Source organism: Roseobacter litoralis Och 149 (genome assembly GCF_000154785.2).
GTDB classification, from domain to species: Bacteria; Pseudomonadota; Alphaproteobacteria; order Rhodobacterales; family Rhodobacteraceae; genus Roseobacter; species Roseobacter litoralis.
Window position 1 is genome coordinate 2,338,634 of record NC_015730.1, and the last position, 26,138, is coordinate 2,364,771.

The window sequence follows — 26,138 nt, forward strand, 5'->3', positions numbered from 1 at the left end:
CTCCCGTGCTCAAACAGCTACGAAATCCCATTTTACGCGAAAACGGACAGTAGATCCTCTTCACCAGTTGCTTCAACAACCGGTGGCGGGCAAGGGTTGAGCTTTAGACAATAAAATCACCCACTAAATAATCACTGGCTCTCGTGGCAGCACCGTCATTGATCCGAACCGCCAGATCAATGGTATTGTCATCGTCCACAAGACCATAGAGCCGCGTCTGAGTGCCAAAATCCTCAACCCACAGCGCGCCAGCGCCTGCCGCGAGGCCCTGTGCGGTTGTCAGAGCGCCAAGGAACACGAAACCCTGATTTCCACTGGCCGCGAAATCGGCATCAATCAACGACAGGTCGATGACATCGCCTCCCTGAATGCCGACACCATCAAAGCCGTCGATCAGGTCCGCACTGCCAAAGGCAGAATCCGAGGCGTTTGCAAAGACGAAAGTATCGTTCTGGGCCTGTCCGCGCAGGATGTCCTGCCCACTGCCACCGTTCAGAATGTCCTTGCCATTGCCCCCTTCGAGCGTGTCGTTGCCTGCGCCACCATCAAGAGTGTCAAAACCGTCGCCGCCGCGCAGAATATCATTCCCCGCCTCGCCAAACAGCAAGTCGACCTGAGTGTTGCCATTCAACACGTCATTGCCCGCACCGCCATACAGCACATCGTCATTGAACGAGCCAAACATCACGTCGTCGCCGTCACCGCCAAAGAGCGTGTCATCGCCCCCGCCGCCGCGCAGTTCATCTGCACCGTCACCGCCATCCAGTACGTCGCTGTCGAGACCGCCGATCAGCATATCGTCGCCGCTGCCACCATTGATCGTGTCATTGCCGCCGTTACCGCCGAGCATATCGTCACCGACCCCGCCGTTGATGATATCATCGTCGTTACCGCCAAAGACCGTATCGTCGCCCTCGCCGCCCTCGATCGTATCGTTTCCGGCACCACCGCGCAGAAGATCGTCGCCAGCCTGCCCGTTGATCTCATCATCGCCATCGCTTCCGATCAGTTCATCGTCGCCCTCGCCGCCATCAAGCATGTCATCCCCGGCTTTGCCGAAAAGGACATCGTCGCCGGTTCCGCCTTCGATACTGTCGTTGCCGTCGCCGCCATTCAGCCTGTCATTGCCAGAGCCACCCGACAGCATGTCATCGCCCTCAAGGCCCAGAATACGGTCGTTGCCCCCAAAGCCGAACAGCTGGTCTTTTCCATCATGGCCGATCACCGTATCGTCGGTGCCCAAGCCCCCCAATGCAATCGGGTCGCCCTGATCGTCAAAGAAGACATCCACCCGGGTTGGATCGAAAACAATGGCGGTCTGGCTGGCTGGGTTCACAATGCGCACAACCTGCGTGACCGCAGGTGATGCCAGGGCACTGCCGTCCTGCGTTGCACGCACGGTGAACCTGTCTTCAAGGAAATCTGCACCTGCGAAATCCAGCTCCGCATCCTGACGATACACAAAAGAACCGTCGGGATTCAGAACCAGCGCGCCCAACGTCGGCGCCTGTTCGACACTTAGCGTAAACGCGTCATTCTCTGCGTCTGCGGCGTTGATAGTGGCCTCCAGAACACCGTTGGGTGAAATCGGGTACAACAAGCGCGCCACTTTTGGCGCATCGTCCACCGGTGTGATTTCGATTGTGATCGTCTGCCCAGCGCGGCCATCACGGTCTACAGGCGCGTCGTCGGTCCCCGTTGTCTGGCTCAATTCACGCAGACCAAGACCTGTATCAACCTCATAGGCCACGGCCCCCACGGACCCTGTCGCATTGTCCGCAGGTCGGTAGGACAGCCCGGCAAGTTCTTCCGGTGTCAACGTGTCGCCCACCGTCACGGCAACGGGCATGGGCATCGTCACCCCAAGCGCAAGAAAGCCCGAGTCGGGCCGCATGATGAACAGGGTGCCGCTGTCGGGCGCTTGGGTGATCGTCACAGTAAGCGGATCGCCATCCGGGCTGGTGGGCGCCGTGATGTTCAGCGACACACCGTCCAGCGGTGCAACACTTGGCAGGGTTGCGATGCGCGAAGCTTCCGGTTCCGGCGGATCGACGCGGGCGAATTCCAAGCGATCAACCGCATCTCCGAAAAGCTGACCCGGGATAACCTGCAATGCGGCCAGCTCATCGGCGGACAGAACATCGCCCACAGCCACCGGACCGGCAGCGGCGACATCAGCAGGCAGTATGATCTGCGCAGTATCGGGCAGCGCCTCGATCCGGAACGTGGCCCCGGCACTGCGCTCGACTGCGGGCACTATGATGCCCAGATCAAACGGATCGCGCGCGTCCTCGGTGATTGTCAGCGTGGTATCGGCATCAACCACCGGGTCTGCTGCGTTCAGGCGAATGCGCGCGCCATCAATTTCGATGAACTCGACATTGGTCAGATCGTAAATGGCGGGGGATGCGTCGATTGCATCCAAGGCCGCCGTAAAGCTGGCCTGCCCGGTTATGTCGATCTCTCCAATTGGATCGGAGGTCCGCTGGACAGAGGTGAATGGAAAGATGAAATCCGTGAACGTGCGGCTGTTGATGAACGCAGTCGTCTCGATTGCAACGGGTTCCGCAGCCACGGTCACAATAGCCCGGCCTGCGCCGTCGGATTGCAGGCTCACAAACGCATCAGACGCAAAGCTCACCGTGTCAACACCGTTGCCCCCGTCGATGAAGGTGGTGCGCTGCGCTGCCGAGCGCCCGGTCAGGGCTCCGTCAGGAAGTGCCGCGACGCTCACCATGTCGTCGCCCGCGCCCAGATCGATATCATGCACAACACCGGTCAGATGTACGGTGTCGGCTCCGTCACCCATATCGGCCACGACCGGCATTCCGGCGCCCGCTGTCAACACATCGTCGCCGTCCCCCAGCGAGACGGTAACCAAGGGTATCGCAGATGTCAGTAGCCGGTCATACACCGGAACGGTTTCGGTAAAGACCCGCGTTTCTGCCGGAAATGTTTCATCGTTGCCCGGGAAACCACCCGGTACCGTCACCTCGGGAAAGAAATGCGCCACGTCAAATGAAAGGGTTGCATTGCCTGTCGCAACCGGCCCTGTCAGGGTCACCGTGTCAGCGAAGTCTGACCCTTCAAAGCGTTCGAAACCGACCGCCGTGTCCCCTGCCGCATCGCCAGTACCGCCGCCGCTGTTTTCCAGTCGCACGCCTGCGCCGTCGCGCACAAGGTTCAGTTCGACGCCTTCGGAGGCCAGCGCATAGCTGGCCGTATCCATGCCCCCACGCCCGTCCATCGTATCGGCCCCGCCGCCGCCTTCGATCCGGTTGTCGCGCGCATCACCGCTGATAATGTCGTCATTCGCGGTGCCCAGCACGTTTTCAATGCCGTAAAGCGTTGCATTGACATAAGAGCCACGCGCGCTCGCGTCTTCGCCCGGGTTGGTGAAGACTGCCGTGCCATAGACGACACGTTCCCCGGTAAAGGTGTTAATGGTGGTATTGGTCGGCGCCACATCCAGATCGACGATGGCGCGCGCTGCCGGGCCGTCGCTCGGCAAAAAGCTCAGGCCCCTGTCAAAGCGCAGGTCCAGCGTGTCTATCCCATCTCCTCCCCACAGGAACGACCCCCAATCGACGCGGGTGTTGCCCGCGCCATCCACATCGCCGGTGACAGTCACAGGCGCCGCGCTGGCCACGCGGTCATCTGGGTCAAGCGTGCGCAGGCGTTCAAGAATAGTTGGGTTGTTTTGCGGTGCGTTGGTGCCGCCGCTACGACCAAAGGAAGGAACGGCAGTATCGCCGGGTGGATCGGTAAGGTCTCGCAGGGCCTGGCCCTCGCCAAAGCCCAGAATGTCATCACCTGCTGCGGCCTCGATATAATCGTCTCCACCATTGCCGTAGAACGCCTCATCCGCGCCCGCGCCAAAGAGTTCATCGTCTCGCGTGGTCCCGATAACGCCTTCGACGTTGCTGAACGTATCAGTCGACAGGATTCTTTCGCTTGAGGACAGGCTGCCGATTGACCGGATATCTGAGGAATAAAAGCTCGAGACAATCTCACTGGACGACAAGCCACTGACCGCGTCAGCGATGAAAGTATTCAGTGAGTCTCTGCCTGTCCCGTCTACAAAATCGTTGCTGGACGCCAGCAAGGCCGACCGCGTGAAGCCAAACTGCTCAAAGGTCTGGATGTTAACATTGCGCCAATCCGTCGGGAAGTTAAGCACGCCGAATTCGGTGTAATTATACCGACCGTTGACGCTGACGCTTGTGAAGATGGCGTTGCTGTTGATGTCTTCCTCGACCATCTGGGCCACACCATCGGCCATACGCACGCGCAGGAACTGCTCTACCGGTGCGCTGTAGGTGAATGTCCCGGTCCGATCTACGTTGTTGTCTTGGAAAGGCAGCAAGCCGCGCGGGTCGCGATCAACGAAGCGTACCGTGCCGCTGACTGAGCCCGTCACAAAACGCTCACCGCCCTCGAAACCGCCCAGCAAGTCAAAGCCGTTGCCGCCATCAAAAACATTGGCACCCGATACCTGCCCCTCTTCGGCGCGCAACAGCAGGTCGTCACCGTCACCTCCACGGATCGTATCGTTTCCGGCGCCTGCAACAATGCGGTCATCGCCGTCGCCGCCTTCAATGGTCATGCTGCGGTCGCCGCCCCGGAACAGATCGTTGAACGCAGATCCTTCGATGCGCTCAATGTCGATCAGCACATCGCCCTGCGCCTCGCCGCGAAAGCCCAGCATCTGCGCACCGGGCACCTCACGGATGAAAATGGAGGTTGTGCTATCGGCGTAGCTGACAGTGTCGGTCCCTGCCCCGCCGTCTAGCACATCCGCACCCAAGCCGCCGATCAAAACGTCATTGCCCGCCCCGCCGAGCAACATATCCGCGCCACCACGCCCGATCAGAACGCCGTCGCCAGTACTGTCCTGCAGCCGGTTGGCCCCGTCGTCGCCCGCCAGCGTCCCCGCACCGCTGTCCAGCCGTATGACGTTCTCGAACCCGGTAAACGTCACCCCGAGCGGCCCAGTCGAAACCTGCAAGTCGACGTTTCCGGCAACTCCAATGGTGTCTACACCTTCCCCACCAAAGATGGTCATCCCCGGCGCAAGGTCTGCCAGACCGCCGCTGCCAGTGACTGTGAAGCGGTCGTCACCCTCCCCCAGATCGATGGTGAGTTGCGGCGCATCAATGGTACGCCCACCAAGTGACGACGTCACGACAACGTCATTGCCACCCAGCAGCGACACATCGCGCAGATTATCCAAAGCACCAAAGGCGATGTCTTCCATCCGCAAAACGTCAGCAAAATCGGTCAGGCGCCAGCGCTCTACGTTGCTGACCTCTGTGACCGGGCCTGCGGTAGCGTCGCTGTTGATCTCGGCGGCGGTCTCAGTCCCGCCATCCAGCGTCACATCAACACCCGCGCGCACGCCCGACGGCAAAAGACCGTCGTAGCCTGTAGTAAGGACTGCGCCGATCAGATCACTGAAATCTACCAGATCAACGCCTGCGCCCCCGTCGACACTATCCGCGCCCTCACCCGGGAAGAGCGTGTCGTCGCCCTCCAGACCCAGCAGCCTGTCGTCGCCGCCCAGACCGATGATGACATCCGCCTGCGCTGTGCCGCGCAGTTCCGGGTTGCCCGCATTGGCGAGTATCAACTCAGCCTCCGCCAACTCCGCATTTGCCTGATTGAGTGTCTGTATTAGGCTGTCGCGCTCAGCCTCAAGCGCGGCAAGCGTTGCTTCGGCTGCGCTTAGATCAGCGCGCGCCTGATCCCGGGCCGCCCTAGCCTCAATTAACACGGATTCCGAAACTGCGCCAATATTGAAAAGAGCTTGAATCTGTGCGAATTGTGCATCTAACACCGCTGATAAGGAATTCGCCTGTATTACCGCCGCTTGAGCCGGAGGCACTGCAGCACTCGCCGGGCCGATCAGCGGCTCTGTTTCATCAATGACAACCTGAGCATCAGCGGCTTGCTGCCGCGCGGCGACGATGGCCACAAGGTCAAGGTCTCCAAATTCTTCCGGTGTCAGATTATCATCTTCTTCTGTCCCAACGATGGCGCCCGGCGCCAGTTCGCCCTCCGCTTCATCCCCGCCCAGCAGGAAGGTGGTCGTCTTGCTGTCCGTGATCGAGAACGTCTCGTCGAACAGCGTGATCAGGTCCGCATCAAACAGCGGAATCGTCTCGTCAAACAAGGGGCCAACGCCCAGATCCAGACCGACACCAACCGAGAACGGCCCAAGATCGACACTGGCGTTGAAGCCTGCCTCAAACTCCAGCCCCGACAGCAGCAACGACAGGTCAAACTCCAGACCCGTGGTGCTTCGGATAATCGGGCGCGCCTCGGTCTCGACCTCGACAAAGATCTGCTCACCGCCATAGATCACATTCAGCGCCGACAGATCGGTAAAAAAGTCGGTTTCCGTCAATCCGGCGGGGGCTTCAACCTCCACAAAGCGGAAGACGGTGTCGTCCGGGTTGAAGTCCAATGGGATGACTTCGGTCGTTTCCGGCCCGTTGATCTGGCTGCTGATGATATAGCCGAATTCTATGCCCGTCAGATCGAGGTCGACGTTCTGGTTTTCACCCAACTGCGGTGCAGATTCGACGATCGGCGCATCGCCCAAGGCATCCAGCGGCTGGAATGGGCCGCCATCTCGGCTGATGCCCAACACGCCCGACACACCGCCCACATCCCCGGTGAAAGCACCCGGAATGGCACGCTCAAGGTCCACAAAGAGTTCAATGTCGCGCGCCACCTGTGTCGATTGCGCTGCCAGTTCCGACAGGCGCTGTGCCACCGCATCGCTTGTGAACGAACCGGACGCATCAAACAGCAACTGCTTTTTCGTCTGCGCAACTTGTACCGCGACCGCATCGCCCTTTTCGCCCTCTGGTGTCGTCTCAAAGAAAGACACTTTGGTGGCGATTTCAGGGGTCAGTTCAAACTCCTGCGCCAGCGGGAACGCGGCCCGCAATTCCACATCCAGCAGGTTGTAGTAGAAATCAATGGCCAGCTCAAAGGGGCTGGCGTCCTCTTCGGTCTCACCGTTGTTGCTGTTGAACAGCTCCCAGCCCAGTTCGAGCGGCGGGAAAGCCCCACCGGTGGCAAGCGTGGTCAGCCCGTCCAGATCGAGCACGAGGGCGGCCAGATCATCTTTGTTGCCCTGGCCTGTCGCGTCGTCCTGCACCACGCCGTTGACCACGCGTTTATCGGGATCGGCCACGTAAACGCCATCGACCTCCTTGGAGGTGACATTAATGTTGGGCACGAACAGTTCAATGCGGCCGATGTCGATCTCTGGCCGTTCGGGCACACGGCCTTCGGGCTGTTCACCGGTCACATCCGTCGTGCCGCCGGCGCGGTCTTCTGGCAATGTCGTATTGAAAAAGGCGTTCAGCGGCACCGAGATGCCCGCGAATTCGCCGTTCTCGTTCTCAATCGGGTCGAGCCCCAGCAGGCTGATGATCGTCTGTGTCCCGATGCCCAGTACGTTCAGCGGGTCTGCATCGCCCTCGTCATCCGTACGCGCGGTGTCCACGGAGATTAGCGGGATCGACGTGGAAGCATTGAAATCAACCGGGGTGAAGGTCGTGTTCGAGCCCAATATACCGACCTCGGCCCCAAGAACGACGTCCAGTTCGTTGATCAGGTTCATCTCGAAAATCAGGCTGGGAAAGCGGGTCTGAAAGCCTGTTTCCGCGCTCGCACCCGGGTTGAAGGTCGTGTCAAAGAACAGATCAACCAGATCACCCGATGCAGCGTCCGCTGCCAATGTGGGATAGGCAACCACCAGATCATAGGGCAGAACCGCTGCGATCTGACCCGGTGTGATCAGGTCCGGATCATCGGGGTCATCCGCGCCCTTCTCCAATCCGGCGGTGATCTCGAGCCCCATGCGCGCGCCAAGCTCACCAAACAAACGCGCGGTCAGCACCTCAGTCTCGCCAAGAAACGGTAAGTCCATCACCACGGGGCCGCCAACGCTGAACGGGGTCGTGCGCAACTCATCCCCGCCAATGCCAAAGAACATCGGCTCAATCGGATCCCCACCCGCGCCGGGGCCGAACTGGCTGTCTTTTGGAGTAAAAGTTACGGTGGAGGCGACAACGTTGTAATTGCTACCGAAATAAGAAATGGCCATGGGTGTCTCTCCATCCCAGTGTCCAATTCCAAGTTAAATTCCTCGGCAAGAACAGCCTGGTTTCAAATAAACTAAGTAAGACCCCGCATTGGGGTCTTGTCGATCAATTTTGATTTAATTTGGAGTTAACGCTATTTAGGCATCAGCACTGCGTCAACATATTTTTGGGCTGTTCCAGACCAGTTTTTGTCCGTTTCAGCAACCACTCGTAGTAAATTCTAGCGACACGGGAAACTCAACAACACCCGTCGCGCGAAAGTGCCAAAAAACGGTCAAAATACCGTCTGGAGTAATGCGCATCCGGGGTGCGAAGTGGAACAATCGTGTACTCCAGACCTGTTTCGCATCTTGAAATGAACTGACTTCATGCACGCGCAGAAAGCGGCGCTCTCAATTTGACAAATAAGGCGAAAAATACCGAGTTGGTTATTTGAGGCCCTGTTCCATGAGACGATCGCGCTGAAGGTACCACCCGACAGGCGCAGGTCGAAACTGCAGCATAGTTCGCCAAACTTGTACCCTACAGCCGACAAATATTCTTCCAGCTACGCGAGACAGTCGGCGATAGTCGACTGGTGAAGTTTACTCCCGCGCGTAGACGCATTCCGTATCGCTTCAGGCTTAAGAAGGTTGCCTTCCAGAACATTTCCGGCAGTGTCTGATCCGAACGCCCATGTTCTCCCAGCGTATGACGCGCCTTTGCAAAAACGGATGCCGGTCACTGGCAAGCGTAGCTTTTTCGCCAACCCAAGGCCGACACCATGTGCATCGAGGACCTTTTGAACTGCATCCTCGCCAGCGTTCCATCAGGTTCCGATATCTCTCTTGGTTAGTCGAGGTGTGCGGGGTTCCTCAAAGGTAGCTGCGAAGGGCCTGTCTCCTGTTTACGATTTCTTTTTGTGTCGCGAAGTCTCTTCCTGAAGTTGGGGGCTGATCTGATGCTCGACGTTTCTTGTTGCGAAGAACACCGGTTTGATCCAGCGGTATCGAAAATAGGAGCAATTGGTTCAGGCATAACCAAAGCCGCAGGATTCCTGCGTGACAGATTTACCTGTAGATTCGCAGCGTGGATGCTCTAAGACCTTTTCAGACTGCCAGAAAACCCTTTTTCCGATCTGTTTAGACCTTGCCCGAGACCGATACAAGAACGAGTGTTTCTGGCTATTTTCAAGAGGTTCTGGTGTCTGTGGCGGTTCCGAGAAAAAGTGCCGATTTCACCTTGTATTACTGGCAGTTGCGCGGTTATACCCGTCGGCGGAGACGTGGCCGAGTGGTCGAAGGCGCTCCCCTGCTAAGGGAGTAGGCCCGGAAGGGTCTCGAGGGTTCGAATCCCTTCGTCTCCGCCATAACCCTCTAAAGCAGTGACTTAGAAGTTGGGCGGGCAAGTGCGACACAAAGTGGAGCACAAGCCCATGAAGCTGTCAGCCTACCTTTCCCCGTCACGACATGGCGTCTACTATTTCCGGTTCCCGCTTCCTCGGGCCGAAAATGACCGACGTAGGACCGTTCGGGTATCACTACGGACAAAATGCCCAGATCGGGCTGGCGATTTGGCCCGTTATCTTGCATCCTGCGGGCGATTAGTTCGGGATAACAAGACGTTGGTACGGCTTAGGCAAGATCAGATGCGGGATATGGTGCGCAGCTACTTTGTGGCTTCGCTGGACCGCTATACCGAAAAGCTGAATGATAACGGGCTGTCTGAGCAATCCTTGGACCTTTTACGCCAAGAGTTGGCTGTGCATGAGGACGCCATAAGCGGCACAGATGACCTTTCCGACCTTTATTTTGATCCTGACGATTTTCGTGCTTCTACGGGCCTCACAGACGCGGAATGGGCCGAAAACGAGCCTGACTTGCGCAGGAAGATGCGCAAGACCCGCCGGGATCAGATCAAGGCCCTTTTAAGCCGCGCTGAAAGCCTTGACGGTCATTCCTTCGCTCAGCAGCCTTCTCAAACCCCGGCAACGCCACCACAGGCCCGCTCTGCGTCTCTGGGCGATGCCTACGCAGACTTCATGGCAGAGCATCAGCATTGGTCAGATCAGATGGCCAAGAAGGCGAGGGGCTTTCTTGCCGTGCTATTGGAGTATTTCGGTCAAGACCGCCTTATGGCTGAAATCACCCGAAACGACGCAAGCGAGTTGAAGAAGATCGTTCAGGCTCTGCCTGTGAACCGGAACACCAAACCCGAAACCAGAGACTTGCCACTGATGGAAGCGATAGAGGTTACGGGCGTTCAGAAGGTCTCGGTTGAGGTTGTCAACAATCACTTGGCTATGTTCTTTCGTTTCTGGGATTGGGCTGAACGGCACGGCCATGCGCCCCAAAAGCTGTTCGTGGGCATGAAAGTTGCCAAGGCAAAGCAGACTAAGGGTGGGCGTAAAGCCTACACAAAAGACCAGACTGCCAAACTATATGCGGAGTTGACCGAAAATCACTCAGGTCTTGTCAAGAAAGACGATCACAAGTGGGGTGCGCTACTGGGCTTGTTCACAGGCGCAAGGTTAAATGAGATTGCTCAGTTGGAAGTTGGCGACGTTGCGCAAGATGACGGCATATGGTTTCTGAATATCACAGACGATGGTAACAAAAAGAAGCGCGTGAAGGCCAATGCCTGCAGGCGCAAAGTGCCCCTCCACTCTGAACTGATCCGTTTGGGATTTCTTGATTGGGTGACAACCAAAGCCAAGGAACCGCGCCTGTTTATGTCGTTCAGCGATGACCAAAAAGACGGATACGGGCGCAACCTTGGCCGCTGGTTCAACGGGCCATTCCTAAAGGGGATCGGGATGAAGGAAGGCGGGCTGGTATTCCATAGCCTGCGCCACACGATGGTGAGGCGACTGGCGCAGGCAGACGTACCTGATGGGTCACGCATGGGTGGACGCGCCGCTGTCCGGCGGAGCCCCAAAGGCGCTGAAAGGTGAATTGACTTTGATGCTCGGTGGCGAGGCAGGCGATGTAACAACAGCCCGCGAAGTCCTCAGCCAGATTGCTTCGAATATCACTCATATGGGAAGTTCCGGCGCAGGACAGGCCACCAAGCTTATAAATCAGGTGCTCTGCGGTATCGGCTTTATGGCCGTCGCAGAGGCGACCGCCCTTGCCGAGGATGCCGGGATCGACGTTGAGAAGATCCCCGGCGCGCTCAGAGGCGGGCGCGCCGACAGCGCGATCCTGCAGGAATATATGCCGCGTTTTGCCGCCCGCGACTATCGCAAGACCGGGCGGCTTGATAATTTCATCAAGGATCTGAACGGTGCAATGGACCTCGCCCGCCAAAAAAACACCCCCGTGCCCTTCACTTCGCTCAGCTGCGACGTTCACCGCATTATGACACGCGCCGGATACGGCGCCGAGGACGAGGCCACAATGATTGAATATTATTTGGGGCCAAGCCGAAAAGACTGACCGCAGAAAATCTGTTGATTTCGTCACAAGCTGTGAATTCTTTGTTCGCCGAAGCGTATGATTTTTCGGTTATGCTCGTCCAATGGTGGCGTTCAAAGCGGCACAGTTTCGCAATGATCTCATCCAATTCCCGCCCCCTGAGACAGCAAGACCCTCAGGTGCCATTCCCGTAGTCTGAATAAATGCCACATGGCAGCCTTTGTGGTGGGTTGCGCCAACCAACGTGAAATGCGCTATTCAAATCTCCGCCCGGCGGCAAATCAAAAGAATTCAATACATATTTCTTTTGCAAAAGACCTCTCACGCGCTTTGACCACAGACCGCGTAAAAGACAAAGCAATTTACCACCGCCTAGACTATTCTTGAGTGCACGTCGCGATCCATAGCTGTAGCGAATATGATCACTGTCGCCGTTTCAATGAAAGAACATGGTCACATGTCATCAGACCAATTGCCACAATTGTAAATACCACCGGGCAGTGGAAAAAATATGGGGATACCATCAGACTCTGATATGATGTCTCGCTTTTTTTTGCAATTACTGGCGATCCACGGTCTTTGACTTTCGCGCTCGGGGTCTGCCTCAGTGAACGGCAAAGTCCGAAAAGGCATTTATGACAACTATTCCGGCGATGATGAGCGCAAGTCCGATGCCTGCAGCTAGGTCCAGCTGTTGCCCGAAAATGACGATGCCTGCCAAGGCGACCACAATGATTCCAAGGCCGGACGCTAATGCGTATGTGACGCCAAGTGGCATATATTCCAGCGCCAGAGTCAGAAAGTAGAACGAGCTCCCAAGCCCGGCAATCACCAATAGCGAGGGCCAGAACTTGGTGAATTGCGCGCTGGTATTCAATGCGGAATACCCTACCGCTTCGGCAATGACAGATGCGACGAGGTAAAGGTAATGAGTTGGCAAGATGATCTCCTTCATAGGTAATTTGGCCACGCTCGGGTGCCATGTGAAATTAAACCGAACCGGTCCTTTCATTGTGCAATCGTAATCCGTGGTGCGTTGAGTTGCTGGTGTTCTGCTGGCCTGCTAACCTTCGAAGGGAGCGAAAGAAATAGGTCTGGCGTCAACAGCATGGGAAAGGTCGCGAACGACACGGTTGTTGCAGAAACCATTGCCGAGGCGCGGGTCCTTGCGCGGCGCGGGCGGTTCTGGGCAGGGCTTCTGGGCGCCGGTTTCGTGATTGGGCTGACTGGTCCATTTGGGACCTATGACGCTTTGCCGACGCTAGTGCGAACCGCGTATTGGTTGTTTATTGTCACAACAACTTTCTGGCTTGGCTACCTGGTTTCATTCGCCGTCGCGACCACCGCGGAAGGCTATGGCATTGGTGCGCCTACGAGCCTTGGGATCGGAGCTGCGATTGCCAGTCTCCCTGTGACAGCTTGGCTTGCGGGCTTTCATATGGCAGTTTTCGCGACTCCGTTCTTGACGGATGCGCTGGAGCTTCTGCCCTATGTCGCGGTGATTTGTTTCGCTGTTTCAGCGCTGTCTGAGGCCGTCGCCATACGCGAAGTTGGTGAGGCGCCAAGCAGAACACCGACGCCAGAGCCCGCCTGGCTTGATCAACTGCCGGATCACTTGGGCAGAGATCTGATCTTACTGCACGCAGAGGACCACTACGTCAGGGCCGAAACGGAACTCGGCCAAACACTGATCAGAACAACGCTTCAGGACGCAGCAAATGATCTTGGTGAATATGGGGTCCGGCTTCACCGATCATGGTGGGTAGCTCGGCGTGCAGTACAAGCTTATCGGTACCGCAGCGGGGCACCAGTCGTCGTCTTGCAATGCGGACGTGAACTTCCCGTTGGTCGGACCTATCGCCGATCAGTGAAAGAAGCACTCCGATGACCATTTTCAGTGATCAAGCGGACATTGCATAACACCGTCAAACTGCCTGCGTCGTCGGCGGTCCGGTCGTTGTCGAGGCATCCATGCTGCGAATAAGCGCCAATATCCGTTGTGCAGGCTGTGACCGCAGCATCACAGACCGGTGGCGCATGTCTCTTTTCAGCCGCTTAAAGCGTCATGCGAAAAACCTGAATCAAATAACGCTGCCTGAAATCAAAGATTTCAACGCGTTACGTGATAACTGATATTTCAGGTATCTCGTCAGACGCTCTAGGCAGGCGAAAATGCTGCGCCGCATCCGAGTTTTGGAAGGGTTCCAACCCAGTCGTTGAGGTGTGACGCCGTGCGCGCGCAAAGCACGAAGATCGCCGCATCTGCTCGGATGTTGACGCTGCGTGGCGGCGACGATTTTGAGGGCAACTCACAGGTCGCGGGACGAAGCTGCGCTTTTCTGGTGTAGATATTGCAGACCCAGCATTTCCTCACGCATGCGGCAGCATTCGTTTTGTTGCGTTGCGCGCGGGCGCGGCCCTTCCCTGTGCTTGGAAACCAGAGAATGCAAAACAACCCGTTCACCGTATGTTGGCACAACAATCAGATCGCTGAGGAAGTCGGCTGTGAACGTGCCTCAACCAATGGCCGCGCAGCGAAATTACTCAAACGGCCACACGCAAATCGCGAAGTAAAAGAGAACCGTCGGGACCGCTTTACGCACGAAGCGGGCGGCTGTTAGCCTCCTGCGAAAAACGGGCGTTGCTTGTTCCCCGACCGAACCGACGGCTCATGCGCCTATATACGTACTGTATAAGTCCGAAATCGACGACGTCACCGGCCCCGGTTTCCCGGCACCCACCTTGCGCCCGTCGATTACTGTCACTGGTGTAATGCCACCCAAGGTGCCGGTGACGAATGCTTCGTCAGCAGCATAGGTTTCCGCCAGCGTATAGTCCTTTTCAAACACCGGTTTTCCCGCATCGCGCCACAGCTTGATCACCTTGGCGCGGGTAATCCCGTTGAAACAGGTCGTCCCTGTCGAGGTCCACAATTCCTCTCCGCGGATGATGAAGAAATTGGTAGAGTTACAGCTCGCAACAAAACCACGATCATCAAGCATCAGGGCCTCGTCTGCGCCCATGTTGATGGCTTGGATCAGAGCCTGAATAAAGTTCAGGCGTGAGTGGGAATTGAGCCGCAAATCGAACACGTCGGGGGTGGAGCATCTGATCGTCGAGGTCATCAGCTTGAGGCCGCGTGATTTCAGCGCGGCATTGGGTTGTTTATACTCCGCGACGATCACAATCGTCGCGGGGCCGGTGATGAAACGCGGATCCTGATTTGGGGTCGACTTTACGCCGCGCGAGATCATCAGGCGAATGTGCACGCCGTCTTTCATATTGTTGTGGCGCAGGGTTTTCCAGATTTCCGCCACCAGTGCGTCACGATCCATGCCGATATCGAGCTGGATCGCGTTCGCCCCCTCATACATCCGTGCCATATGTTCATCGACAGCCAACAGCTTGCCTTTGACCAACCGCATCCCTTCCCAGATGCCGTCCCCTAGAACAAAGCCTGCGTCAAAGACGGGCACCATCGCTTTGTCGCGGGCAAAGAAGTTTCCGTTCACGTAAACTTCGACGGTGTCGTTGCGGGGGTCGTGTGCGTAGCTTTGGGCGCTGTCTTGTGTCGCGTTGCTCATGGATATTTCCGTTCAGAATTCAAATTGCTTGTGGCGGGCAAGAAACGCTTGCGTGCGGGGGCTTTGCGGGTTTTTCAGCACCTGCTCGGGCGGGCCTTCCTCTTGGATGATACCGTCCGCCATAAAGATCACGCGATTTGCGACGTGATAGGCGAACCCGATCTCATGGGTGACCAACAACATGGTGCGTCCTTCATCGGCGATGCCGCGAATAACGTTGAGTACCTCGCCCACCAATTCCGGGTCCAGCGCCGAGGTCGGTTCATCAAACAACATCAATTCAGGGGCCAGCGCCAAAGCGCGCGCGATGGCGACCCGCTGCTTTTGCCCGCCCGACAGCCGCGAGGGGTATTCGTCGGCCTTTTCCGCCAGCCCGACGCGCGCCAGTTCTTCATGCGCGCGGGCCTCGCTGCTGGCTTTGTCCTTTCCTTGAACAATCCGCAGCCCTTCGGTGATGTTGCCCAGCACGGTTTTGTGTGGGAACAGGTTGAACTGTTGAAACACCATACCGACCTTCTGGCGCACCTTTGTCAGTTCATTTTCTGGATAGGCGCGCGGTTTGCCGGGGCGTTCGGTGCCGATTGTCTTGCCTGCATGGGTAACTTCCCCATCCGACGGGATTTCCATGAAATTCAGGCAGCGCAGGAACGTGCTCTTGCCCGACCCGGATGCACCCAGAATGGCGATGCAATCCCCCTTTTGCACGTCCAGATCAATGCCGCGCAACACGTGGTTGTCCCCGAATGACTTTTGCAGCCCCCGTATGGTCAGGATCGGTTCTTGTGACATCGATCAGTCTCCTTTGGCCAGACGCCGTTCAAGGGCATAGGTGGCCCGCACAATGGGGTAAAGAATGACGAAAAATGCCACTGCAACAACTGTGTAGGCCTCAATCGGGTTGAAATTGACTGACGCAATAAGGCGCGCCTGATGCAGCACATCGGCGTAGGCAATGGCGGAGGCCAGCGTCGTCATCTTGAAAATCTCGATGCCTCGGTTCGTCAGGGCGGGCATCATCCGGCGCACAGCCTGGGGCAGAATGATGCGGGCCATGATCTCGCGGTAACGCATGCCGATGGCGCGCCCGGCCTCCCATTGACCAGGGTCGATGGTTTGGATGCCACCGCGAAAGATCTCGGCGGAAAATGCAGCGGAATTCAGGGTGATGCCAAGGGCTGCGGCCATCAGGGCCGATATCTCGAACGGGGCGAGGATGGGGAAGGCAAAGTAAAACCAGAAAATTTGCACCAGAACCGGTGTGTTGCGGAAAAACTCGATGAAACACGCCGCAGGCCAGCGCAACCAGCGGCGCACAGAATAGCGCGCCAGTCCCATAGCAAGCCCCAGTGACAGGCCCGCCACAAGGCAGATCACAAAGATGCGCAGCGTGTTGATCAGGCCGACCCACAGGGCTTCGCGATATTCCCAAACCGATCCGAAATCCCAAGTGTATTCCATTTCAGCGCACCGTACTGTCGCCGCTCACGGCGAGACGACGTTCAAGGGCCTGCACGCACAGGCTCAGCCCGAAAATGACAGTGAAATAGATCAGCGCTGTGGCGGTGAAGATTTCGATGGGGCGAAACGTTTTCTGGGCCAGCTCGTTGGCCTGATACAGCAGGTCCGCATAGGACACCGTGGCGACCAGTGTTGTGGTCTTCATCAATTCGATTGAGCGTTCGGTGAAGGCGGGGATCATCCGTTTGATGGCTTGGGGCAGGATAATGCGGCGCATGGCCTGCGGGCGCTGCATGCCAATGGCCCGCGCAGCCTCCCATTGGCCCCGTTCGATGGAGACGATGCCAGCGCGGAACACTTCGGCAAAGAACGCCGAGGATTGGATCGAAAACGTGATGGCCGCCGCAAGATAGGGCGTCATCTGGATATCCATCAGGATCGGCAGGGCGAAAAAGAACCAAAAGAGCTGCACAAGCGGTGGGGTGGTCCTGAAGAATTCGATGACGAACCCGGCAGACCACGCCAGCCACTTGCGTGGCGACAGCCGCGACAACGCCAGCATCAGACCCAGCGGCAGGCCAAAGGCCAACGCTGTGCCGGTGATCGCCAGCGTCCCGAGAAGCCCCTGCCACAAAAGGTCAGAGTTCTCGATAACGGCGGTGAAATCCCACTCATACATTGCTTTTGCGCCCTGCTGATTGGCTTACAGGCGTTCGCGTATGATCGCGGGCACCTTGGACGGATCAAGGCCGAAGTCGCTCAGGAATTCTTCGTACCACACCTGCGTTTGGCCGGATTTGTAGTAACCGTCGATCTGCTCATTCACCCAGTTCACGAACGCAGGGTCGGTTTCTTGACGCACAGCCACCGAAGAGGGGCGCGATTCAACCGGCTGAGGTACGATGATCTGGCCAGAACCCAATTTCTGACGGGCCGCAATCAGCGGTGGGTGGAACAAGGTCACGGCATCCACACGACCGGCCTGGAAAGCGGCTATCGCCTCAGCGTTGCCGGGAAACCGCTGGATGTCAGCGTTGGGTGCGTTTTCTGTCAGGAATGCATCCATGCTGGTCGCCTGAGGGACTGAAACGCTGATATCAGACGAATTCAAATCGGCCCAATCCGTAATCTCAAGATCATCGCGTGCCAAGACGGCTAAGGAGTAATACAGCAGCGGTGTTTCAGGGAAATTCACCGCCTCTTTGCGCGCATCGGTGGCGTCCAGCACGAACATCAAATCGATACGATCTGCCTGCAGGGCCGCCACTGCGGTGCCCCATGTCACCTCAACAGGTTCAAATTCAACGCCGAGGGTTTCGGCCATGGCCTTGCCCATCGACACACCAAGACCGCCGGTCCATTCACCGCTGATGATGTCCTTGGAATACCACGGCGGGGCCTGAGTGACCCCGACCCGCAACACGCCGTTATCGCGGACCTGTGCCATTGTGCTGTCTTGGGCTTGGGCCACTGTGCCTGCCCCCATCACCGTCGCGGCAATCGCGGCCGCCAATACCGTACGTCTTTTCATCAATCTCTCTCCTTGTTGGTTTTTGGTTTCATCTCGGCGCTTCGCGCTTCAACAAATGCTTTCGTCGTCTCGAGCCCGAGTCGCATATGATCGCTTAGCTCGTCTTGCATCGCGCTCAGGCTGTCGCCGAGGGCAAAACGTATATAATCGTCGTGGCTGTCTCGTTTGGGTACAGCGGTCCCATGCGCGCGGCGGTGTGCTGCCCAATACAACTGCAAATGCCCGCGCAATCCGGTCCATGTGTTCAACAGGATGCGATTGTTGGCGTATTCATAGACAAGCCCGTGTAAATCAAGTTCGGCCTCAATTGCGGCCACGTGATCCGATTGGTCGATCGCCTCTTTGAGGGTGTCACTGCGGGCCAGCAGGTCTTTCTTGAAATCGCCGTCGCGCCGGTCCCAGACCTGCTCAAAGGCGAATTGCTCCAGACAGGTGCGCATGGCGTATATGTCATTCACATCCTCCAGCGAAATATCGACAACCCGCGTTCCTGTATATGGCACGCTGACCAACAAACCTTCGTCAATCAATTGTTGCATCGCTTCGCGCAGCGGCCCCCGGCTCGCACCGAGACGCAGAGCAAGTGTGCTCTCAACCACTTGGCTTCCCGGCTCAAACTCACCCGTCAGGATGGCGTGCCGCAATAGCGTCGCGATCTGAGCGCTCATCGTCTGACGTTTCAAAGGTGAAGAAATCATGAATCACTCAATAGTTGTTAGCCCATTTACGTATCGTTGGCGGTAGATTGAAGATTGTCAACAATTATTGAGATCTGAATATTTCGCATGCGTTACACAGCCTTGTTGCACGGCGCCTCCAAATAACAATCGTCACCCTCAGCAAAACGCCCCCTATGATGAGCAATCCCTTTCCAGACTCGCAGCCTTCGGTAGCGAGCGGTTGAACTAGGAATACCAAAACCCTTCGCAGCGAATGATCGGTGCGGTGAAGGCGGATAGATTTCAAAGTCGTCATCGCTGTTCATGGAATCGAAATGCCGCACTGGAAAACTGTGGTCTGCATGGGTCGGCCTTGTCCGCGTGGCGGTCGTCGTGGAGCTGTCCCGCTTTAGTGCCGCCCCTAGTGCTCGTTTAAGCCACCTTCCGTTCGAATGCGACAGGGCTTTTCCATCCCAGTGCTGAGTGACGGCGGCGTGGACTGTAGAAGCCGTTGATGTATTCAAAGATTGCCATCTCAGCGTGCCGCCTGGTTTCCCATGACCGCCGCCAGATCAGCTCGGCCTTGATGGTTTTGAAGAACGTCTCGACAGCCGCATTGTCGTAGCAATTGCCCTTCCCAGACATCGACACCTTGAACCCATGTTGGCGCAGAATCTTTTGATAGTCGTGAGAACAATATTGGCTACCGCGATCCGTGTGATGGATGCAGCCCTTTGGTGGCGCACGGAATACGATGGCCATGTTCAACGCCCGTATCGCTAGATCACGCTTCATGCGGTTACTGACGGCCCAGCCGATGACACGGCGAGAATGCAGGTCCAAGATCACAGCCAGATACACCCAGCCTTCACGGGTCCAGACATAGCTGATGTCGCCCGCCCATTTCTGGTTTGGCGCATCTGCCGCGCAGTCACGATCCAGTAGGTTCGGTGCTATATTGAACTTATGATCTCTATCCGTCGTGACCTTGTGTTTGCGTGTTCTGACCACTGATATGCCGTTCTGGCGCATCCACTGCCCGACAGGCGATTTGGCAAAGCCAAATCTGCCGAGAGGGGGCGGCCAACACGGCGGTGACCGATATCCAGGCCAATCTCTTTCAACTCCTCAGTCATGCGCGGCCTGCCATAGCTGCCAAGGCTCAGACGAGATTGTTCTTTGATGTGCGCCAGCGTGACCAAATCAGACCGCTGTCTGCGACTGGCTGGCCGGCTTCGAAATGCGCGTAGCCCGCGTGTGCTGACGCCAACGACATCACACAGCCGATTGGTGGGGAAGCTCTCGCTGTGTTCTTCAATGAACCTAAATCTCATTGCTTTAGGCCCGCGAAGAACTGGGTGGCCTTTTTTAAGATCTCCCTCTCCTCCTTGAGAATACGGTTCTCGCGGCGCAGCCGGTCATTCTCTTGAACGAGGCTCATATCCTCTTTTGACACCACATCCGTGTCTCGATGCGCTGTGATCCACTTGTTCAGTGTGGACATACCTACACCCAGATCGTCAGCCACCTGTTTGCGTGTCAGCCCACTGGTCAGCGCGATACGCACCGCATCTTGGCGAAATTCGTCCGTCCGTTTCAGTCCCATAGTCAGTCTCCTTTGTTGCAGTAAATGCTATCAAAGGGGCGGCATCAAACCGCGACAGGTCCATCGAACGATCTTACAATTCTGTACCTGCAGCGAAGGTCAGCTATGCGGGCTGCAACGGCAGCAATCTCATTATGTGTTCACCCGAAGACTCAAGGCAAGTTCCATCGTTGGCCATAGATGCTGAAGAGCCGCGTTTCGCGGGACAACGAAGACTTACCGGGTGATCTCGAAGGTGACGTTGCGGCCTTCCTCACCTACTGCAATACCCGGCGACATCGCGAGAGCCTGAATAACGTCAGGCCAGCCAACGTCCATTTCGGGCCCGACAGAGCCGTTTTCGGAGCAAGGGCGTCGAACAAAACAATCCGACAACACTGCTTGAAAAATCAAGAACCAGTCACACAAACGAGCCAGAACCTCCATTGCTTGAGCCGCTCTGACGTTCGACTTTTTACAACGACGGACATAATCCGTTCTGCACGCCTGAGACGCTGTCACCGCTGATGCCAGTGTACTCAGCAGTCTTCTCTGAAGCGAAGCCTTGTTCCCGTGCTTGTTTAGCCGTTCGGCGTTTGGCTGGTATGCAGGTGCCACTCCTTAGCGTATGCCCGATACTCTTTTGCGTCCTCCTCGATTGCGTCCAATTTCGGAAGAACGGGCGTCATGCCCTTACTGAAAAGGAGCGATGCGCCAATGCTGGTGCCAGTTGACGACTGGCCGTGCAAAACGGGTCGACCTGTTGCGACCGAGAGCATGGTCCTGAATGCCTTGTTCTGCGCAAATGGGCCTTCAACAATCGTCAAGCCTTTCGCCTCCAATAACGACAGGCACGTGTTCGTCATCATCGCGAGGTAAAACGCCAATGCCGCTGAGCGCTGTCCGGAGCCAAGCGCAGGTTCCCCTCCCCTCCAGCGCATTTGATGGCCACCAAACGGGCCGGAGGATGGCTCGACTGCCGGCAGGATCATAACTGCATTTGCAAGAACCTGCGCCACGTCCTGTGGTGTTGGTGGCTGCGATTGACCGGCTTGAATGATCTCGTATTCCCGCCCGCCCATGAAACGCGCGGATGGCAGGGGTTGGCCCATTGCGGTGACGTTGACGAGCGTGTCCCGGGTTGGATCGAGGTCCTGTACCTTACCGCCAACAGCCATGGCAACGACCCAAGTACCCGTCGAAACAACAGAAAATGGAGCCTCTTCGGTCAGAAGATGTGGATAAAGCGATGCATTGGAATCGTGAATACCGACGGAGACAGGCGTATTCTTGGGCAATCCGGTGGCCGCAGCAATCTCGGGCAAAATGGTACCAAGGATGTCAGCAGAATGTCGCACAGGTGCCATCTTGTCAGCGATGCCCAAGCGATCGACAAGCTCGGAGAACTGACCGGCAACCGGCTGCCAAAGGTCTGTATGACAACCGATCGAGGTCACATCCCACGCCATTTCCCCTGTCAGGCGATGGCCCCAATATTGCAGATAGCCCACGATATGCTTTGTACGGTCGCGTAAAGATGGGTCCTGATTGAACTGATAATGAAGCTGTGCGCCCACATTCAATCCATTGGCAAGCCGGGGAGAACCCGTTTTTGCGAAAGCGGGACGCATCGCGTCGTAAGCCCGTGAAACATCCGATGGGATCGGTTGTTCATAGTCAAGCACAGGTGCTGCGAGCTCTGCGCGCGCATCCAGCAGCACAACACTGGCACCATGCGTTGTGACGGAAATGGCATCGATGCCTTTTTCGGCATGCAGCGCCTTGAGCCCATTCAGCAGAAAATCCCAATGCCCTTCGGTATCGAAATGCCGCCAAGGCGGGCCGGGCAAAACCACATTGGGCCGCGTGCGTACGGCGATTTCACTGAGCGTGTCCAAATCGACAAGCGCCAGCTTCGCGTTTGTCTTTCCGATATCAATAACGGCGATATGGCGCGGATTTCTCATGGCATATGAAACAGGCAGGGCAGCGGGACCGCGACGGGGGCATCATCCGGCCCGGTCTCCATGATATCGGCCATATGCGCCCACCATTTCTGCATTATCGGGTGATCGGACAGCGCCGCCATCCCATGGTCCTCCGGGCGGATCAGCACGCCAATCAGCACATGCGTTTCCGGGTCCAGATGAATGGAATAGTCAGAAACCTTGGCGGCACGCAACAGATCGACCAACTCGGGCCAGATCGCATCATGGCGGCGCTGGTATTCCGCCTGTTTGCCCGCATGAAGGCGCATCCGGAAAACGTAGCGTTCCGTCATGATTTGCCGTGCGATGCAAACATCGTCCAAAGGCGCGGCAAGGCGATGACGCCAATCAACAGCAGACCGATAAAGATGGACATCACGATACCCGGCACGTTCAACAAGCCAAGCCCGAAGGTGACAAGCCCCATGACGAAGGCCGCGATCACCACGCCCGGGATCGACCCCGAGCCACCCAGAATATTGACGCCGCCGAGCACAACCATCGTGACGACCTCAAGTTCCATGCCGGTGGCGATACTCGGGCGGGTCGAGCCAAGCCGCGACGTCAGGCAGATCGCGGCGACACCCGACATCAAGCCAGTGAGCAGAAACAGAATGAATTTCACGCGCTGCACGCGGATGCCGCTGAACAGAGCCGCCGTTGGGTTGTTGCCGATGGCATAGACCGCGCGGCCAAAGTTCGTCTTGTGAAGCAGAACGCCATAGATCACCGCGATGATGACGAACAGCAGCATTTCGACTGTGAAAACCCAGTAGATATACCCCTGCCCGAACCACGAAAAGCTTGCCGGGTAGCCGCGGAACGCATCATCGCCCAGAATAATGAAACTGATACCGCGAAACAGACTCATCGTGCCGATGGTAACGACGATGGAGGGCAGGCCAAGGATCGTGACGAAAAACCCGTTAAAAGCCCCACAGAGCAAACCGACCGACAGGCCGATGATAACCAGTTCCGGGGTGCCCGCGCCATATTGGGTCGCAAGCCCCATGGCGGTGCTGGCAAGCGCGATGATCGAGGCCACGGAAAGGTCGATTTCACCCGCGATGATCAGCAAGGCCATGGCAAAGGCGATCATCGCTTTTTCAGTAAAGTTAAAGGTCGCGTCGCTGAGGTTCCATGCGTTCAGAAAGTAGGGCGAGGCAAAACTGTTCACGACAAAGATCGCGATGGCGACGGCCAACAGCAGGGATTCCCAGCTGCGCACTGTCCGGTACGCGCGGCTGTGCAGGCGGTCGGGGATGTGGCGTTGTGCTGCGATATCGGTCATCGGGTCGCCTCCGCGTCCTTGAGGATGAGACGGCCTTTCTTGCGGCCGGATTGGGCGTTGAAAGCGACCGCGATCAGGATCGCGCTGCCGGAAATGGCCAACTGCCAGAAGGGTGAGATATTGACGACGGGCAAGGCGTTCTTGACGACGCCCAGAAACAGCGCGCCCAGAACCGCACCACCAACGGACCCAATGCCACCGGCGATGGAAATACCGCCAATGACACAGGCGGCCACAACTTCCAGCTCGAATCCACCTGCGATATCGACATAGGCCACGGCATACCGCGCTACCCAAAGATACCCCGTGAGACCCGCAAGTGCGCCGGATATAACGAAGGCCTTGAACTGCGTTTTGCCAACATCAATCCCTGTGTAGACAGCCGCATGGGGGTTACCACCGACCGCAAAGATCGAGCGGCCCAAGGGCGTGCGCGACATCATCACCGCAAAGATGATGACGGTCAGCACGGCGCACCATGACAGAATAGGCAAGCCAAGCACAGCAGCGCGTGGAAAACCCGTGAACCCTTCGCTCATCTCATGGGCGTTCACCCATTTTCCGTCAGAGATCAGAAAAATGATACCGCGAAAGATGGTCATTGTGCCCAGCGTCACGACGATGGGCGGGATCGGCAGTTTCCATACCAGCAGACCGTTGATCGCCCCCATCGCACCGCCAAGGCAGATCGCGATGGCAATGATGAAAGGGATAGGCAGGCCGGGAAACGCGACGTTGATCATGGCAACGGCCATCCCCGTGAGGGCGAGGTTCGCAGCGACCGACAGATCAATGCAGCGGGTGAGGATGACCACCATCTGACCCAGCGCAAGGATGATCAGCGGTGCCGTGTCGTTGAACACGTTCACAAGGTTGGAGGGGGCGACAAAACCTGAAAAACGCGAGGCGATCAGAATCAGCAACACAGCAATCGCCGCGGCAAGAATGGTTTCGCGCACAGGGATGAAACGACTCATGCGGGGATACTTTCTGTCACTGGTGCAATGCCCGCGGCGTGGCGAACAAGGGTTTCGGGCGTCAGATCATCGCCCTGCACTTCGGCGGCGATGCGACCCTCACGCATCACGATCACACGATCGGACATGCCGATGACTTCGGGTATCTCGGAACTGACCATGATGACCGCGAGGCCTTGGCCTGCAAGCTCGGCCATGAACTCATGCACCGCCGCCTTGGAGCCGATGTCGATGCCCTTGGTCGGTTCATCCAGAATGATGACCTGCGGTTGCGTGGCCAGCCACTTGGCAATGACGACTTTCTGCTGGTTGCCCCCCGACAGGTTGCCCACATCCTGATCAAGGGCGGCGGCGCGCAGATCCAGCCGCTCGGCATAGTCGCGCGCCAGTTTGAATTCTTCGGCCATGCGCAAAAAGCCCGATTGCGACGTGCGGCCAAGTGAGGGCAAGGTGATGTTCTGAAAAATCGGCAACCCGATCACCGCACCCTGCTTGCCGCGATCCTCGGGGACATAGACAATCCCGTTGTTCACTGCGTCCGCAGGAGAGCGGATCACGCGAATGTCCCCATTGATCTTTGTCACCCCTTTGCTGGGCCGGGTGATGCCAAAGAGCGCTTGCATCAATTCGGAGCGCCCTGCCCCGACAAGTCCGTAAAACCCGAGGATTTCACCGCGTTTCAGCGTGAACCCGATACCGGCGAATTCCGTGGGATGCGCATAGCCTGTAACCTGCAGCACCTCCTCGCCAAGCGCTGCCTGACGTTCGGGAAAGATGTGATCGACCGCCCGCCCCACCATCATTTTAACCAGCGCGTCCTGATCAATGTCACTGATCAGGCCATCGCTGACAAAGGCCCCGTCGCGAAACACCGTGTAGCGGTCAGCAATGCGGAAAATCTCGTCGAACTTATGGCTGATGAAGAGGATCGCCTTTCCCTGCGCTTTCAGGGTTTCGACCAGTTCATAGAGCTCTTCGATTTCCTTGTGGGACAGCGCTGCCGTCGGCTCGTCCATGATCACAACGCGGGCATCCACCGACAAGGCGCGGGCGATGGCCACCAGATGTTTATTCGCAATGCCCAGTTCGCGCAGATAGGCACCCGTGTCGAAAGGCGCACCGATCTCGTCCAGCAGTCCGCGCGCCTTGCGGTGCATCGCTGCCTTGTCGATCAAACCCCATTTTGTGCGCGGCGCGTGACCGATGAAGATGTTTTCAGCAACCGTAAGCTCATCAAACAACACCGTTTCCTGATGGATGGCCGTGATCCCTGCGGCGGAGGCGTCATTCGGAGTGTTCAGAATAACCGGCGCGCCCGCGATCCGGATGGTGCCCCCGTCCGGCTGATAAATTCCGGTCAGGATTTTGACGGTCGTGGATTTCCCCGCCCCGTTTTCGCCCACAAGGGCCGTGACCTGCCCGGGGTAAAGATCAAGCCTGACCTGATCCAGCGCTTTGACCCCCGGAAACGTCTTGGTGATGGCATCCATGGATACCACGGGCACATCTGCAGATAGGGTGTGCTTTGACATGACGACACTCTTTTGGGG

General features: G+C 57.2%; 16 protein-coding genes, 1 tRNA gene and 1 pseudogene. 4 read left to right on the forward strand and 14 right to left on the reverse strand.

All coding sequences use genetic code 11. From position 1 onward, the window contains the following. Positions 1 to 103 precede the first annotated feature (103 nt). Positions 104 to 8,122 carry a calcium-binding protein gene (locus tag RLO149_RS11110; RefSeq protein ID WP_013962185.1) on the reverse strand — a complete coding sequence of 2,673 codons (8,019 nt, stop codon included), beginning with the start codon at positions 8,120 to 8,122 and terminating at the stop codon, positions 104 to 106. Between the two features lie 1,256 nt (positions 8,123 to 9,378). Between RLO149_RS11110 and RLO149_RS11115 the strand changes: the two genes are divergently transcribed. The 3 genes from RLO149_RS11115 (at position 9,379) to RLO149_RS23910 (ending at position 11,536) form a co-directional block, all read left to right on the forward strand. Then, positions 9,379 to 9,468: transfer RNA gene (locus RLO149_RS11115), tRNA-Ser, on the forward strand. 279 nt (positions 9,469 to 9,747) lie between these two features. Further along, a complete protein-coding gene (locus RLO149_RS11120; protein WP_245538057.1) occupies positions 9,748 to 11,052 on the forward strand; it encodes a site-specific integrase in 1,305 nt (434 codons plus the stop codon). Beyond that, positions 10,991 to 11,536, forward strand: a complete 546-nt coding sequence (locus RLO149_RS23910; RefSeq protein WP_052304799.1) for an NAD(P)-dependent oxidoreductase — start codon at positions 10,991 to 10,993, stop codon at positions 11,534 to 11,536. Before RLO149_RS11120 ends, RLO149_RS23910 begins: the two co-directional genes overlap by 62 nt. 583 nt (positions 11,537 to 12,119) lie before the next feature. Here RLO149_RS23910 and RLO149_RS11130 read toward each other — a convergent pair. Continuing rightward, the gene (locus tag RLO149_RS11130; protein WP_013962189.1) at positions 12,120 to 12,455 is read right to left on the reverse strand and encodes a DMT family transporter; all 336 of its coding nucleotides are present in this window, start codon (positions 12,453 to 12,455) and stop codon (positions 12,120 to 12,122) included. 168 nt (positions 12,456 to 12,623) lie between these two features. Here RLO149_RS11130 and RLO149_RS11135 point away from each other — a divergent pair, with 168 nt between their 5' ends. After that, positions 12,624 to 13,403, forward strand: a complete 780-nt coding sequence (locus RLO149_RS11135) for a LytTR family DNA-binding domain-containing protein (RefSeq protein ID WP_013962190.1) — start codon at positions 12,624 to 12,626, stop codon at positions 13,401 to 13,403. A gap of 781 nt (positions 13,404 to 14,184) precedes the next feature. Here RLO149_RS11135 and RLO149_RS11140 read toward each other — a convergent pair. From RLO149_RS11140 to RLO149_RS11205, 12 genes and pseudogenes are all read right to left on the reverse strand, one after another. After that, positions 14,185 to 15,099 (reverse strand): aminotransferase class IV, encoded by a 915-nt coding sequence (locus RLO149_RS11140; RefSeq protein ID WP_013962192.1) that lies wholly within the window; start codon positions 15,097 to 15,099, stop codon positions 14,185 to 14,187. A gap of 12 nt (positions 15,100 to 15,111) precedes the next feature. Then, positions 15,112 to 15,888 (reverse strand): amino acid ABC transporter ATP-binding protein, encoded by a 777-nt coding sequence (locus RLO149_RS11145; protein WP_013962193.1) that lies wholly within the window; start codon positions 15,886 to 15,888, stop codon positions 15,112 to 15,114. Positions 15,889 to 15,891: 3 nt separating this feature from the next. After that, complete coding sequence (locus RLO149_RS11150) at positions 15,892 to 16,557, reverse strand: amino acid ABC transporter permease (RefSeq protein WP_013962194.1); 666 nt, start codon at positions 16,555 to 16,557, stop codon at positions 15,892 to 15,894. A gap of 1 nt (position 16,558) precedes the next feature. Then, entirely contained in the window at positions 16,559 to 17,236 is a 678-nt protein-coding gene (locus RLO149_RS11155) for an amino acid ABC transporter permease (RefSeq protein ID WP_013962195.1), read from the reverse strand. 24 nt (positions 17,237 to 17,260) lie between these two features. Further along, entirely contained in the window at positions 17,261 to 18,088 is an 828-nt protein-coding gene (locus RLO149_RS11160) for a transporter substrate-binding domain-containing protein (protein WP_013962196.1), read from the reverse strand. Next, positions 18,088 to 18,786: a GntR family transcriptional regulator gene (locus RLO149_RS11165; RefSeq protein ID WP_013962197.1), complete on the reverse strand. Its 699-nt coding sequence runs from the start codon at positions 18,784 to 18,786 to the stop codon at positions 18,088 to 18,090. The genes RLO149_RS11160 and RLO149_RS11165 overlap by 1 nt, the downstream gene beginning before the upstream one ends. A gap of 393 nt (positions 18,787 to 19,179) precedes the next feature. Continuing rightward, a pseudogene (locus tag RLO149_RS11170) lies at positions 19,180 to 20,353 on the reverse strand (IS3 family transposase). Between the two features lie 560 nt (positions 20,354 to 20,913). Continuing rightward, complete coding sequence (locus tag RLO149_RS11185; RefSeq protein ID WP_013962200.1) at positions 20,914 to 22,299, reverse strand: FGGY-family carbohydrate kinase; 1,386 nt, start codon at positions 22,297 to 22,299, stop codon at positions 20,914 to 20,916. Next, positions 22,296 to 22,613, reverse strand: coding sequence for an L-rhamnose mutarotase (locus RLO149_RS11190; RefSeq protein ID WP_013962201.1), 318 nt, complete (start codon positions 22,611 to 22,613; stop codon positions 22,296 to 22,298). The genes RLO149_RS11185 and RLO149_RS11190 overlap by 4 nt, the downstream gene beginning before the upstream one ends. Beyond that, the gene (locus RLO149_RS11195; RefSeq protein ID WP_013962202.1) at positions 22,610 to 23,611 is read right to left on the reverse strand and encodes an ABC transporter permease; all 1,002 of its coding nucleotides are present in this window, start codon (positions 23,609 to 23,611) and stop codon (positions 22,610 to 22,612) included. Before RLO149_RS11195 ends, RLO149_RS11190 begins: the two co-directional genes overlap by 4 nt. Then, positions 23,608 to 24,588 carry an ABC transporter permease gene (locus tag RLO149_RS11200; protein WP_013962203.1) on the reverse strand — a complete coding sequence of 327 codons (981 nt, stop codon included), beginning with the start codon at positions 24,586 to 24,588 and terminating at the stop codon, positions 23,608 to 23,610. The genes RLO149_RS11195 and RLO149_RS11200 overlap by 4 nt, the downstream gene beginning before the upstream one ends. Further along, the gene (locus RLO149_RS11205; protein WP_013962204.1) at positions 24,585 to 26,120 is read right to left on the reverse strand and encodes a sugar ABC transporter ATP-binding protein; all 1,536 of its coding nucleotides are present in this window, start codon (positions 26,118 to 26,120) and stop codon (positions 24,585 to 24,587) included. The genes RLO149_RS11200 and RLO149_RS11205 overlap by 4 nt, the downstream gene beginning before the upstream one ends. Between the last annotated feature and the right edge of the window lie 18 nt (positions 26,121 to 26,138).